This window comes from Allobosea sp. FG18 (assembly GCF_057809495.1).
In genome coordinates this window covers 133,494-146,652 of the sequence record NZ_JBMDKB010000006.1, presented here as the reverse complement: position 1 = coordinate 146,652, position 13,159 = coordinate 133,494, and the positions used below count along the sequence as shown (strand labels likewise).

Genomic DNA, 13,159 nt, shown 5'->3' with positions numbered 1-13,159 from the left:
GGCCGCTCGCCCAATCGTGGGTTCCGGGTTCTTCGCTGCGCGAAGCCCCGGAATGACAATCAAGCTTGGATCGGCTGGTCGGACAGCCAGCGCTGCTTCGCCCGCCCGATCGCCTCGCGCACCGTGTCAGGCGCGGTGCCGCCATAGCTGCGCCGGCTGCGGACGGAATGCTCGGGCGCCAGCACTTCGAAGACCGCTGCGCCAATGCGCGGATCGACCGAGCGCATGGCGTCGAGATCGAGCGCCTGCAAGGTGCAGCCCCTGGCCTCGGCCAGCGCGACGACGCGGGCGGTGATGTGGTGGGCGTCGCGGAAGGGGATGCCGGCCTCACGCACCAGCCAGTCGGCGAGGTCGGTCGCGGTCGGGAAGCCGCGGTCGAGGAAGGCGCGCATGCCCTCGGGGCGCACGGTCAGGTCACGGACCATGCCGGTGGTGGCGGCGACGCAGAGCTCGACCGTCTCCAGCGCGTCGAACATCGGTTCCTTGTCCTCCTGCATGTCCTTCATGAAGGTCATCGGCAGGCCCTTCACCATCACCAGCATGGCGGTGAGCGAGCCGACGACGCGTCCGGTCTTGCCGCGCACCAGTTCGGCCGCGTCCGGATTGCGCTTCTGCGGCATGATCGAGGAGCCGGTGGTGAAAGCGTCCGACAGTGCGATGAACCGGAAGCCGTCGCTGCACCAGAGCGTGATCTCCTCGTTGAGACGCGAGAGATGCACGGCCAGCATCGAGCAGCAGAACAGCAATTCGCAGATATGGTCGCGCGCGCCGACCGAATCCATCGAGTTCTCGGTCGGCCGGGCGAAGCCCAGTTCCGCCGCCGTGAACTGCCGGTCGATCGGAAAGGCGGTGCCAGCGAGCGCGGCGGCGCCGAGCGGCGAGACATTGGTGCGCTGGCGCGCGCCGGCCAGGCGCTCGCGGTCGCGGCCGAACATCTCGACATAGGCCATCAGGTGATGGCCGAAGGTCACGGGCTGGGCGACCTGCATATGGGTGAAGCCGGGCATGATCGTCTCGGCATGCTCGCTGGCACGCTCGATCAGCGCCCGCTGCAAGTCGCGGATGATGCCGTCGAGAGCATCGATCGCATCGCGCATCCAGAGGCGGACATCGGTCACGGCCTGGTCGTTGCGGCTGCGGGCTGTGTGCAGGCGCCCGGCCGGCTCGCCGATGATCTCCTTGAGGCGCGCTTCCACGTTCATGTGGATGTCCTCGAGGTCGATGCTGAACTGGAGTTCACCGCGGTCGATCTCGCCGCGGATCTGGTCGAGCCCGGCCTGGATGCGCTCGTTGTCGGCCGCCGCGATGATGCCCTGGCGGGCGAGCATCGCGGCATGGGTCTTGGACGCCGCGATGTCCTGCCGGTAGAGCCTATAGTCGAAGCCGATCGAAGGATTGATCTTGCGCATCACATCGGCCGGAGCCGTCGTGAAGCGCCCGCCCCACATCTTGTTGGCACCGGGGTTCTGGTCGGACATGATGGGCTTTCCGGGAGCGGCTGCGACGGGATCGCCAAGGGATAGCAATCGGTATTTGGACTGTAAATTCCAAAATCGACCTTGACGTCTAAATCATGCTCATCATACTCGCAGGCAGATGCGGCGGATCAGTCGCCGCGGGATGGGCAGCATGAAGATCGAAGAATTCACCCTGGAGCGCATCCAGTCGCTCTACGAGAACACCGTCGAGTTCAATCTCTCCGATAGCGGCGTCCATCCCTATTCGCTGAACGAACTGCTCAGCGCGGAGCAGCGCGCCAAGCTGATGGAGGTCGAACTCGGCTATGGCTGGACCAATGGCGCGGTCGAATTGCGCGAGGATATCGCCAAGCTCTATCGCAACCGGACCTCGGACGAGGTGATCGTCACCAACGGCTCGGCCGAAGCCAATTTCCTGATGGTGATGTCGCTGATCGAGCCGGGCGACGAGATCGTCGTCTTCGTACCGAATTACCTGCAGATCTGGGGCTGGGCGCGGGCGATCGGCGCCAATGTCAAGGAAGTGAAGCTGCGCGAGGAACTGGGCTGGACGCCCGATCTCGACGAGGTCCGCCGGGCGATCACGCCGCGGACCAAGCTGATGACGATCTGCAACCCGAACAACCCGACCGGCAGCCTACTCTCGCGCGAGACGATGGACGCGCTGGTCGAGATCGCCCGCGCGCAGGGCTGCTATCTCCATGCCGACGAAGTCTACAAGGGCGCCGAGCTCGAAACCGACGAGCCGCCCAGCTTCGCCGATCTCTACGAGAAGGCGATCATCACCAGCGGCCTCTCCAAGGCGATGGCGCTGCCCGGCCTGCGCATCGGCTGGCTGGTCGGACCGGCCAAGGACATCTACACCGCCTGGCAGAACAAGGACTACACCTCGATCACGACGAGCGCGCTGAGCGAGCATATCGCCCGCATCGTCATCCAGCCGGCCAAGCGCGCCGAGATCCTGCAGCGGAGCAAGACCATCCTGCGGGAGAACCTCGCGTTGCTGACGAACTGGGTGAAGGCGAATGACGAGTTCTTCTCCTTCGTGCCGCCCAAGGCCGGCGGCATGGCCTTCATCAAATACAGCCACTCGATGAACTCGACCGCGCTCGTGCACCGTCTGCGCGAGGAGCGCGGCATCATGCTGCTGCCGGGCGATGTCTACGGGATGGACGGCTATATCCGCATCGGCATCGGTGCGCCCGGCGAGCACCTCTCGGCGGGGTTGGAACGCTTGAGCGACTATCTCAAGTCGCAGCCGCGCTGACGGCCCGAGCATGACGCCGGAACTCGCTCCCTATCTGCCGGTCTGCGATGCGGTGGCTTTGCTGTTCCGGCCGCATGCCGAGGTCGTGCTGCACGATCTCGGCACGCAGAGCGTCGTGCATATCGCCGGGAATTTCTCGCAGCGGGTGCTCGGAGAGCCCTCCCTGCTCGACGAGATCGGCTTCGACCCGAACGAGACGATCATCGGCCCCTATGAGAAGGTGAACTGGGACGGGCGGCGGCTGAAATCGATCAGCATCGTGCTCTCAGTCGGGGCCAAGGCGATCGGCGTGCTCTGCATCAATGTCGATGTCTCACAGTTCCACGCGTTGATGCAGACGCTCTCCGCCTTCGCGACCGTGCCTGCGGGAACGGAGAAGCCGCAGGCCCTGTTCAAGGAAGACTGGCACGAGCGCATCAACGAGTTCGTGCAGCAATGGACGCAAAGCCGCGGGCTTGCGGTGACCAGCCTCAGCCGGGCCGAGAAGCGCGAGCTGGTCGCGGACCTGGCCGCCAACGGCGCCTTTGGCGGGCGCAATGCCGCCGCCTATATCTCACGCATCCTCGGGCTCGCCCGCGCGACCGTCTACAACTACCTCAACCAGGCCAACGAGACCCCGGATGCTTGACCTGTCACGTGCGGAGATCGAGGCCGCCGTCGATCTCGACCGGGCCTTCGTCGCGCTGGAGGAAGGGTTCAAGGCGGCGGCTGCCGGCCAGGTGCAGATGCCGCCTGTCGGCTATCTCGGCTTCCCCGCGCATAACGGCGACTGCCATATCAAGTTCGGCCATATCGCCGGGGATCCGATTTTCGTCGTGAAGATCGCGACGGGGTTCTACGACAACCCTGCCAAGGGCCTGCCGACGACGAGCGGCATGATGATCGCGCTTTCGGCCGAGACTGGCGCGGTCGTCGCGATCCTGCGCGACGAGGGCTGGCTCACCGACCTCAGGACCGCGCTGGCCGGCGCTATCGCGACGCGAGCGGGAATGCGGGCCGATGCGCGCCGGATCGGGATCGTCGGTGCCGGCACGCAGGCGCGGTTCCAGATCCGCGCCGCTGCGCATCTGCTGCGCGAGCGGGAGCCGTTTTTTGCGGTCTGGGCACGCTCACCGGAGAAGCTGGAAGCTCTGCGGAGCGATCTCGCAGGGGAGGGTATCGCCGTCGAGCCGGTGGCGGAACTGGAGGCGCTCTGCGCGCAGTCGGATGCGCTGATCACCGTGACGCCGGCCGCTGCACCGATCATCCGCGACGACTGGGTCAGGCCGGGCACGCATATCACCGCGCTCGGGGCCGATGCGCCGGGCAAGCAGGAGCTGGATACCGCTCTGGTCGCGCTCGCCGATACAAGGATCGCGGATTCCTTGGAGCAGAGCCTCGATCATGGCGAATTCGCCGCCGCTGCAGCGGTCGGGCTGATCGATGCGGGCGATTGCGTCGAGCTGGGTGCGGTGCTGGCCGGGGATATGCCGGCGCGCCGCTCGAACGACGACATCACCGTCGCCGACCTCACGGGGATTGCGGTCCAGGACATCGCGATCGCGCGGGTGGTGCTGGACGGGATCGGGGATAGATAACGCCGGCCGTCTTGGGATTTCCTGCGGGAACCTCGTCGTCATCCCGGACAAGCTGCGCAGCAGCGCCGATCCGGGATCCATCGAAGGGCGCCGCACTTTATGATGGATCCCGGGGCAAGCCCGGGATGACGCAGTGGTTCCCGAGCATCATTGCCGTAAGGCTCGTTAGTCAGCCCTTATGCCGCGCCAGGAAGCGATCCATCCGCGCCAGCCCGTCCCGCAGCACCTCGGTCGGGACGCCGATGCCGATGCGGATATGATTCTCGATGCCGAACCAGCTGCCGGCGACGACGAAGACGCTCTCCTCCTCGCGCAGCTTCTGCGAGAAGACCTCCGACGGCATGTCGAGCGGATAGCGCAGGAAGGCCATGCCGCCGGCCTGCGGGCGGCGCCACGACCAGTCGTTGTGCTGCGCCATCCATTGCGCCACGAGATCGGCATTGCTGCGCAGCAGATCGCGACCGCGCGCTAGCAAGCGGCCGCGCGTTTCCGGACGCATCACTTCCTCGGCGAGGATCTGGCTGAGGATGCCACTGCCGATCGTGGTGTAGTCCTGCCGCTCCGCCGCGCTGGCGACAACCTCTGCCGGCGCGACGATCCAGCCGAGGCGCAGGCCGGGGCAGGCGAAGGATTTCGACAGGCTGGAGGTGACGACGACCTTGGGATAGCTGCCCCAGAGCGTCTCGGTTTCGGCGCCGTCGATTTCGCCGCCGCGATAGATTTCGTCGACCATCAGCCAGGCGTTGTTGCGCTTCGCGATTTCGACGAGGGCGGCCCGGCTCGCGGCCGAGAGCACGCTGCCGGTGGGGTTGGCAGGGTTGGTCACGGCAATCGCCTTGGCGCCGGCCGCGACCTCGGCGAGAGCGGCGGGATCGATCTGCCAGTCGGTGTCGCCGGAGAGTTCGAGCCGGCGGATGTCGAAGCCGAGCGCGCGGCCGAGCCCGTCGATCTGCATGAAGTTAGGCAGGGCGAAGACCAAGGAGTCGCCGGGTTCAAACAGAGCCATCAGGACGATCATGGTCGCCTCGGAGGAGCCGTTGGTGACGAGCACGTTCGCGGCGGTCGCGCCGGGATACCAGGAGGCGATGTTGTTGCGCAGGTCCGGCCGGCCATCGGTCCAGCCATAGCCGAGCGGCTGCTTCAGCAGATCGCTCGCGGCCTGTTCGCCCAGGATGTCCTCGATCGACCAGGGATGGACGCCGCTCTCGGTCAGGTTGATCTCGACGTCGTTCTCGAAGAGCGTCTGGTTCCGCTCCATCTGGAAAATGTCGAACTTCACGCGAGCCTCCCGCCTTGCGGTCCGTCGCTTGCCGCTGGGGCGGCAAGGCTGTGGCAGCCATCTGTGCAAGTGGGGGCGGAGTGGGTCAAGGTAAATTTGGACAATAAATCCAATTTAGACTGATTGTTTATATCGCATGCGCAGCCGCGCTGGCTCCGCGCTCCGATTTTCCCTCCGCCTTGCCGGGAACCGCGGCAGCCCTATATCCGTTGGCCTGCCATGTTTGAATTGCCGATGCCTAGCTCGAATTTCCGCTTTCCCGGTGTCCTGAACTCCCAGGAATTGCTCGTCGCAGAAGCCGTCCAGGCCAGGGCCTGGGCCGCGATCGGGCATGACGACAGGCTCGACACCGAGCTGGAGACGGAAGCCCGCGACCGGCTGGGCCGGATCATCCTGCGCTTGATGTCGAGTGCCTCCGACTCGGTTTCGGACCTCACTTCCGCTGCCGTCGCCGAGTTCAAGGCGACCCGGCCGGTGATCCGTGTTGAGCTATCCGGACTGCAGGACGGGTAGCGCTTTGCCGTTTTCAAGAGAAACACGCAGGTCATCCCGGGCGACCGAAGGGAGACCCGGGATCCATTCCGGAGCGCTTCCGTTGAAGGCTCAGGCATGGATCCCGGATCTCCGCTTCGGTCCGTCCGGGATGACGCGCGTTGTGTTACCTCAACTCCGCCTGCTCAATGCGCGGCCATGTCGAGCGGCGGCTCGACATCATCCGTGATCGGATTGGCGAAGGGGTTCCTGGCGCGGAAGGCCGCGAACTCGTCCTTGGCTGCCTTGAGCAAAGCAGGGTCGTTCAGCACGTCCGTCGCGACGCCGGCCATCGCCTTGGCGGCGAGCGCGAGCCCCTTGTGGGCGGCCGGGGCGAGGCCCTGCGCGACGAGCTGCCAGGAATGGCCGGGCGTGCCGATCGCGTAGCAGGCGGTGCGGCACTGCACGGTCGGGACGACCCAGCTCACCGTGCCGACATCGGTCGAGCCGACGGAGGTATCGTTGCCGGCGCCGAGCGGATAGATCTCGTCGCTCAGGGCCTCGCCCTCCTTCGGCTGCAGGTCGAAGCGGCCATAGGCGGCGGCGATGTCCTGCGGGCTCAGCGTCTTCTGGAACTTGGCGGCGAAGGCGTGGTCGGCGGCGTCGAAGCCGGGACCGCCCAGCGCCAGCAGGTTGGCCTGCATCGTCTCTTCCAGCGGGCGGTTGCCGACGAGATTGGCGTCGCCCGAGAGCTGCTTGATCGCGACGGTGGTCTCGCTCATCAGGGCTGCGCCTTCGGCGATCTTCTTCACGCGGGCGACGAGTTCCCACATCTCGGAGAGCGTCGCGGCGCGGATGAGCTGGCGGGTCGTCGCGGTCGCCTGCACGACGTTGGGAGCGATGCCGCCGGCATTGATGACCGCGTAGTGGACGCGCGCGGTCGAGGGCATGTGCTCGCGCATGTAGTTCACGCCGATATGCATCAGTTCGACCGCATCGAGCGCGGAACGGCCGAGATGCGGCGCGGCGGCAGCGTGGGAGGCGCGGCCGGAGAAGGTGAACTCGATCTCGACGCAGGCCAGCGAGAAGGCGCGGTTGACGCCGTTGAACGAGGCGGGGTGCCAGCACAGGGCAATGTCGACATCATCGAAGGCGCCGGCGCGGACCATGAAGCCCTTGGCCGAGCCGCCCTCTTCCGCCGGGCAGCCATAATAGCGCACGCGGCCCTTGAGCCCGTTGGCGGCGAGATAGTCCTTCACCGCGGCCGCGGCGAGCAGCGAGGCCGAGCCCAGCATGTTATGGCCGCAGCCATGGCCGTTGCCGCCCTTCTCGACCGGGGTCTCGGTCGCGTTGCCGGCCTCCTGGCTGAGGCCCGGCAGGGCGTCGAACTCGCCCATGATCGCGATGACCGGGCCGCCTTCGCCGGCCTCGCCGACGACGGCCGTCGGGAGGCCTGCGACGCCGGTCGTGACGCGAAAACCTTCGCTTTCCAGCATGGCGCTGTGCTCGGCGGCCGAGCGGACCTCCTGATAGTTCAGCTCGGGCATGTGCCAGATGCGGTCGGAGAGCCCGAAATAGGCCGGGGCCTTGTCGTCGACCCGACGCCAGACATCCTTGCTGTTGCTCATGGGTAGGTTCCTCCTGCGCGGGTCGCTCGGCCCGATTCCGTGCCGGTTTCTGGCATGCGGCGCGGGCGGCTCACAAGCGAGCTGGCGGCAGGGTTCGCCTGCGCTGGCGACAGAGGCGGGGGGCATCATCCTGTGAATCGAAGGCCCAGCTTCGCTCGCGAAATTGCGTCAGGGGCAAGAGCAGGCAAGAAATAATACTTTCGGATTGAACTGATTCAATTATAGAGGGGCGATTGCAAGTAGCGATCGGTCTCATTTGCTGCAGGTCATTTACGTTTTGCCGCTTTCTCTCGGAGGCTGTTTCTGCGATAGGGCAAGGATAACTTCACATGACAGCGCTGGCATGAAACATCATTCGCTCCGGATCGCCGCCCTCGCCGCAGTTCTCGCGGCCAGTTCCGTCACCGCGCCCGCGCTTTGGGCTCAGGAGGCACCTGCGGCCTCTGCCACGCCGCAGCGCCCGGCTCCCCGCGCGCCTGCCAAGCCGGCCCAGCCTGCGCCGAGCGTCGGCCAGCCCGCCGCCCAGGCCGCGACGCTGCCGAATGGCGCCAGCGCGATCAACGAGACCTATGGCGACTGGACCGTCGATTGCCGCATCGCGAACGGACAGCGGCTTTGCGTGCTGCTGCAGTCGCAGGGCAACAGCCAGACCGGCCAGCGCGTCTTCGCCATCGAGTTGCGCGCGCCGAGGGATGGGCGCGCCGAGGGCACGATCCTGTTCCCGTTCGGCATGAAGCTGGAGAACGGCGCGGTGCTCAGGCTCGACGACAAGGATCTCGGCCAGGGCCTGCGCTTCTCGACCTGCCTGGCGCAGGGTTGCCTGCTGCCGATCTCGTTTACGACGGTGGCGACCGACGCGATGAAGGCGGGCAAGGCGCTGACGGTCGCGGCGCTGAACCTGTCGAACAACGAGCCGATCTCGTTCAACGTCTCGCTGGGCGGTTTCGGCGCGGCGCTCGATCGCATCGCGCAGATCGACAAGTAGCCGGCAATCGGACCCGACCCGTGATTGGTGGTTTTCGTCGCCGGGCCGCCGCGCCGTAGCGGAAATCACCAAAGCCGGCTGGTGCCACATAGAAATTTGGCTCGTTCTGCCAGTGCTTCCGTGCATGATCGGCTGCATTGGGAGTTCGGGCCACATTCATGACAACAGATCCGCGCCTGCCGTTTCTCGCCGAGCTCGAGAAGAAGATCCTCTGGCTGGCCTCGTGGACGATCCACAACGCCAACCATATCCGCCAGAACGAGGACGGGATGAAGGTCGGCGGGCACCAGGCCTCCTCGGCCTCGCTCGCCACGATCATGACGGCGCTCTACATGGCCGCGCTGAAGCCGCAGGACCGGGTCGCGGTAAAGCCGCATGCCTCGCCGATCTTCCACGCCATCAACTATCTGATGGGGCTCCAGACCCGCGAAAAGCTCGAGAATTTCCGCGGCTACAAGGGCGCGCAGAGCTATCCCTCGCGCACCAAGGATATCGACGACGTCGATTTCTCGACCGGATCGGTCGGCCTGGGCGTCGCGCAGACGCTGTTCTCGTCGCTGACGCAGGACTACGTGAAGGCGCATGGCTGGGCGAAGGACCGGCCCGAAGGCCGCATGGTCTCGCTGATCGGCGATGCCGAGCTCGACGAGGGCAATATCTTCGAGGCCCTGATGGAGGGCTGGAAGCACGGCCTGCGCAATACCTGGTGGATCATCGACTATAACCGCCAGTCGCTCGACGCCGTGATCCGCGAGGGGCTCTACGACCGGTTCGAGACGATGTTCCGCAATTTCGGCTGGGACGTCGTCACGCTGAAATACGGCTCGCTGCAGCAGGCGGCGTTCAAGGAGAAGGGCGGCGAGCGGCTGAAGGCCTGGATCGATTCCTGCCCGAACCAGCTCTATTCGGCCCTGACTTTCCAGGGTGGCGCTGCCTGGCGGAAGCGGCTGATGGACGATCTCGGCGACCAGGGGCCGGTGACCACGCTGATTGAGAAGCGCTCGGACGCCGAACTCTCGAAGCTGATGTGCAATCTCGGCGGCCATGACCTGCCGTCGATCCTGGAGGCCTTCGAGGCGATCGATCATGACCGACCGGTCTGCTTCCTCGCCTATACGGTGAAGGGCTTCGGGCTGCCGATCGCCGGGCATAAGGACAACCATGCCGGGCTGATGACCAAGGAGCAGCTCGACGGCTTCCGCAAGGCGAACGGCGTTCGCCTCGGCCACGAATGGGATTTGTTCGAGGGGCTCGACTTGCCCGAGAGCGAGATGCGGGCCTTCCTCGACAAGGTGCCGTTCTTCTCGCAGGGGCGGCGACGCTTCTCGGCCCCGAAGCTGCCGGTTCCGGACAAGCTGGAGGCGGGCATCCAGCCGTCGATGTCCACCCAGATGGGCTTCGGCAAGGTTCTGGACGATCTCGCCAAGACGGGCGGGCCGCTCGCCGATCGCATCGTGACGACGGCGCCGGACGTCACCGTCTCGACCAATCTCGGGCCCTGGGTGAACCGGCGCGGGCTCTTTGCCAAGGCGTCGATGGCCGACACCTTCAAGGACGAGCGCATTCCCTCGATGCAGAAATGGGAGTTCTCGCCGAAGGGGCAGCATGTCGAGCTCGGCATCGCCGAGATGAACCTGTTCATTAATCTCTCGGCGCTGGGCCTGTCGCATTCGATCTTCGGCGAGCGGCTGATCCCGATCGGCACGCTCTACGACCCGTTCATCTCGCGCGGGCTCGATGCGCTGAACTATGCCTGCTACCAGGATGCGCGTTTCATGGTGGTGGCGACGCCGTCCGGCGTGACGCTGGCGCCGGAGGGCGGCGCGCACCAGTCGATCGCGACGCCGCTGATCGGCATGAGCCAGGACGGACTCTGCTCCTTCGAGCCAGCCTTCGTCGACGAGCTTGCGGTGATGATGCGCTGGTCGTTCGACTACATGCAGCGCGACGGCGAGGGCGATCCGGACGAGCGCACCTGGCTGCGCGACGAGACCGGCGGCTCGGTCTATCTGCGCCTCTCGACCCGGCAGGTCGAGCAGCCTAGCCGGGCGATGACGCCGGATTTGGAGCGCGCCATCATCGACGGGGCCTATTGGCTCAGGAAGCCGGGGCCGAACGCGTCTGTCGTGATCGCCTATACCGGCGCGGTCGCGCCCGAGGCGATCGAGGCGGTCGGGCTGCTCTCCGAGGACCGGCGCGATGTCGGGTTGCTCGCGATCACATCAGCCGACCGGCTCAATGCCGGCTGGCAGGCGGCGGAGCGGGCGCGACAGCGTGGCAACCATGCGGCGACAAGCCATGTCGAGCGGCTGCTCGGCGATCTCTCGCGCGATTGCGGCATCGTCTCGGTTCTGGACGGGCATCCGGCGACGCTGGCCTGGCTCGGCAGCGTGCATGGCCACCGGCAGAAGGCGCTCGGCGTCGAACACTTCGGGCAGACCGGCACCGTCGCCGATCTCTACCGGCATTTCGGCATCGACGCGAACGCGATCGTGCATGCGGCGAACGCGGCGGCGCCGGGGCGGCCGGTGCGTTATCTCAGGGCGTTACCGGAGTGACGCGCGCCTAAGGAAAGCGTGCGCCAATGAAGAGTGTCATCCCGTGCGCGCTGCGGCATGCAATGCCGCTGCGCAGACACGGGATCGCGCGACGAGAAGGCGCCTTTTTCTGAGGACGGTCCCGTGTCTGCGCCGCAGCGTTTCACGCAGCAGCGCGCACGGGATGACACGTGCCCTTCAGGGAGGCGTCCGTCAGAAACGCGGCGTCGCGAAGGTGTTGGCGAAGGGGTTCGCGCCCGCGCCGATGCGGCCGGGCAGGGTGCCCTCGCCATAGAGGTCGCCGGTGTTCACATAGACAGGCGAAGCCGACATGTGCTGGCTGGCATAGCGGTTCAGCGAGCCGACGGGCACGACGTTGCCGGCATCGAAATAGCTGCGCTTCTGCACGGTGACGCGCAGCGGCCCACGGCGGCTCTGTGCTTCGGCAATGCTGACCATCACGGTCGAAGCCGTCGCGGCGACGGCGAGGATGGCGGCTACGCGCTTGAACGACATCATGACGGCAATCTCCGGGAGCGGATCGATCCGCTCGATGTAAGCATCGAAAAACCGGTGCAAAGGCTAGCATCGCGTCGTTAACAACTTTGTTAGCGCTCGCGGCGGGGCTTTTTCGCGCGCCGCGGGCGCGGCTCGGGTGTTGGTTCGGCGGTGGCTGTCTTCATGCGCAGGGCCGGCATCGTGCCGTCCGCGTCGAGCCAGGAGACCTTGCGGCCGGTCGCCGCGAGGCGCGGCGTGGCGCAGCCCGGGTGACGCTGGAGCTCGCTGCGGGCAAACGCGGCGCGCAGTTCGGGGTCGGCGCCGGCATTCGCGAGGTCGAGCCGGTCGATCAGGCAGGTCAATTGCTTGCGGTCGCTGGGCTTGGCGCCAGCGCACCACCAGCCGTTCATCATGAAGGGAGCGTCGGAACCCATGGTGCGGAAGGCGAGACAGACGCGGCTCTCGGTGCCGTCGCCGAGGACGATATCGGCGGTTTCAAGCGGACCGAAGCGGGTTTCGATGAGCGCGGGCGTGCTGCCTCGCTCGACAGCGAGGCTGCGAAGCGCCGCCGCATGCACCAGCGCGACCATGAAGGAGCCGGAATGGGCAGCGACGCCGTCGCCCGTCTTCAAGCGTAGCGAGAGATGAGCAGCGGAGCCTGCGAAAGTGCCGAAACTCAGGAGGTCCTCGCGCTGGCCGCCATCGCGGCTGCGACGGGCCTCGATCGCGGGAGTTTCACGGCCGAGTTCCGGCGCTTCGAGATTGAAGATGGCGATCGGGCGGGTGATCGCGATCCAATCTGCTTCGGTCGTCGCGAGGAGCGGCTTGCGGTTGACGGTGGTCTGGGTGGTCGCGGCGGCAACCGGAGATGCGAGGCTGGCCAATTGGGACTGGCCTTCGCCACTCCCGGACAGTGCCGTGACGAGCGCGGCTGTCAGGCTGATGCCGCCGAGCGCGGCCGCAATGCGCCAGGCGAGGGCGCCCGGCAAGCCGAGGCCGTTGCGCGGCACGAGGCGGCGAAGGGCACGGGACGCGATGCGGAAGCCGCTCTCGATCCGGTCGACGCAGGTGATGAGAGCCGGGACGAGATCGATCCGCCTGAGCCTAGCCCACGCACCGCGGAATCTGATGCCGGCAACGGACAAGACATGCCGCAAGTGCTGCGACAGGGGCCGCAACCGGTCCATCAACTCGTCCGAACGCACACGCAACCCGTCACTCCCGCGCGCCGAAACACCGGCCGCGCAATCCTCGATCGAGAGGGCAGGCTGGACCGTGAGAGTCGCTGCCGGGTTACCGACGCCGGCCAATCGACCGGCAGCGTGAACAAGGGGTCAACGGGCAGGGTTAATGCGCTGGCCGGGCGCCACTATGAGGAGGAGATTGACTTTTCGTCGTTCCCGGTGTTCTGACAAGGCGTGGTGCAAGGTTGCGCCGCC

11 protein-coding genes are annotated in these 13,159 nt (G+C 66.3%); 6 read left to right on the top strand and 5 right to left on the bottom strand.

Annotated elements, in window-relative coordinates; translation table 11 throughout:
• Positions 1-59 precede the first annotated feature (59 nt).
• The gene (gene argH, locus ACODTJ_RS09075; protein WP_454655413.1) at positions 60-1,478 is read right to left on the bottom strand and encodes an argininosuccinate lyase; all 1,419 of its coding nucleotides are present in this window, start codon (positions 1,476-1,478) and stop codon (positions 60-62) included.
• Positions 1,479-1,629: 151 nt separating this feature from the next.
• Here argH and ACODTJ_RS09070 point away from each other — a divergent pair, with 151 nt between their 5' ends.
• Genes ACODTJ_RS09070 through ACODTJ_RS09060 form a run of 3 tightly spaced genes read left to right on the top strand, consistent with a single transcriptional unit; the run spans position 1,630 to position 4,322 of the window.
• On the top strand, positions 1,630-2,745 hold the full coding sequence (locus ACODTJ_RS09070; protein WP_454655415.1) for an aminotransferase class I/II-fold pyridoxal phosphate-dependent enzyme: 1,116 nt from the start codon (positions 1,630-1,632) through the stop codon (positions 2,743-2,745).
• A gap of 10 nt (positions 2,746-2,755) precedes the next feature.
• Positions 2,756-3,373 (top strand): helix-turn-helix transcriptional regulator, encoded by a 618-nt coding sequence (locus ACODTJ_RS09065; RefSeq protein ID WP_454655417.1) that lies wholly within the window; start codon positions 2,756-2,758, stop codon positions 3,371-3,373.
• Entirely contained in the window at positions 3,366-4,322 is a 957-nt protein-coding gene (locus ACODTJ_RS09060) for a Rossmann-fold NAD(P)-binding domain-containing protein (RefSeq protein WP_454655419.1), read from the top strand. Before ACODTJ_RS09065 ends, ACODTJ_RS09060 begins: the two co-directional genes overlap by 8 nt.
• Positions 4,323-4,491: 169 nt before the next feature.
• Here the strand turns inward: ACODTJ_RS09060 and ACODTJ_RS09055 are convergent, their stop codons facing one another.
• Entirely contained in the window at positions 4,492-5,601 is a 1,110-nt protein-coding gene (locus ACODTJ_RS09055) for an aminotransferase class I/II-fold pyridoxal phosphate-dependent enzyme (protein WP_454655421.1), read from the bottom strand.
• A gap of 234 nt (positions 5,602-5,835) precedes the next feature.
• Here ACODTJ_RS09055 and ACODTJ_RS09050 point away from each other — a divergent pair, with 234 nt between their 5' ends.
• Complete coding sequence (locus ACODTJ_RS09050) at positions 5,836-6,114, top strand: hypothetical protein (protein ID WP_454655422.1); 279 nt, start codon at positions 5,836-5,838, stop codon at positions 6,112-6,114.
• A 164-nt stretch (positions 6,115-6,278) separates the two neighbouring features.
• Here the strand turns inward: ACODTJ_RS09050 and ACODTJ_RS09045 are convergent, their stop codons facing one another.
• Positions 6,279-7,700, bottom strand: coding sequence for an amidohydrolase (locus tag ACODTJ_RS09045; protein ID WP_454655424.1), 1,422 nt, complete (start codon positions 7,698-7,700; stop codon positions 6,279-6,281).
• Between the two features lie 343 nt (positions 7,701-8,043).
• Between ACODTJ_RS09045 and ACODTJ_RS09040 the strand changes: the two genes are divergently transcribed.
• A complete protein-coding gene (locus ACODTJ_RS09040; protein ID WP_454655426.1) occupies positions 8,044-8,685 on the top strand; it encodes an invasion associated locus B family protein in 642 nt (213 codons plus the stop codon).
• A gap of 158 nt (positions 8,686-8,843) precedes the next feature.
• Positions 8,844-11,243: a transketolase-like TK C-terminal-containing protein gene (locus ACODTJ_RS09035; protein WP_454655427.1), complete on the top strand. Its 2,400-nt coding sequence runs from the start codon at positions 8,844-8,846 to the stop codon at positions 11,241-11,243.
• A gap of 192 nt (positions 11,244-11,435) precedes the next feature.
• Here the strand turns inward: ACODTJ_RS09035 and ACODTJ_RS09030 are convergent, their stop codons facing one another.
• Complete coding sequence (locus tag ACODTJ_RS09030; protein ID WP_454655429.1) at positions 11,436-11,741, bottom strand: hypothetical protein; 306 nt, start codon at positions 11,739-11,741, stop codon at positions 11,436-11,438.
• 89 nt (positions 11,742-11,830) lie between these two features.
• The gene (locus tag ACODTJ_RS09025) at positions 11,831-12,931 is read right to left on the bottom strand and encodes a hypothetical protein (protein WP_488848229.1); all 1,101 of its coding nucleotides are present in this window, start codon (positions 12,929-12,931) and stop codon (positions 11,831-11,833) included.
• Between the last annotated feature and the right edge of the window lie 228 nt (positions 12,932-13,159).

Bases quoted from the DNA above. Each gene is read 5' to 3' on its own strand.
- ACODTJ_RS09070 (WP_454655415.1), top strand. From the start codon at position 1,630: ATGAAGATCGAAGAATTCACCCTGGAGCGCATCCAGTCGCTCTACGAG.
- ACODTJ_RS09050 (WP_454655422.1), top strand. From the start codon at position 5,836: ATGCCTAGCTCGAATTTCCGCTTTCCCGGTGTCCTGAACTCCCAGGAA.
- ACODTJ_RS09030 (WP_454655429.1), bottom strand. From the start codon at position 11,741: ATGATGTCGTTCAAGCGCGTAGCCGCCATCCTCGCCGTCGCCGCGACG.
- ACODTJ_RS09040 (WP_454655426.1), top strand. From the start codon at position 8,044: ATGAAACATCATTCGCTCCGGATCGCCGCCCTCGCCGCAGTTCTCGCG.
- ACODTJ_RS09060 (WP_454655419.1), top strand. From the start codon at position 3,366: ATGCTTGACCTGTCACGTGCGGAGATCGAGGCCGCCGTCGATCTCGAC.
- ACODTJ_RS09065 (WP_454655417.1), top strand. From the start codon at position 2,756: ATGACGCCGGAACTCGCTCCCTATCTGCCGGTCTGCGATGCGGTGGCT.
- ACODTJ_RS09035 (WP_454655427.1), top strand. From the start codon at position 8,844: ATGACAACAGATCCGCGCCTGCCGTTTCTCGCCGAGCTCGAGAAGAAG.
- ACODTJ_RS09045 (WP_454655424.1), bottom strand. From the start codon at position 7,700: ATGAGCAACAGCAAGGATGTCTGGCGTCGGGTCGACGACAAGGCCCCG.
- argH (WP_454655413.1), bottom strand. From the start codon at position 1,478: ATGTCCGACCAGAACCCCGGTGCCAACAAGATGTGGGGCGGGCGCTTC.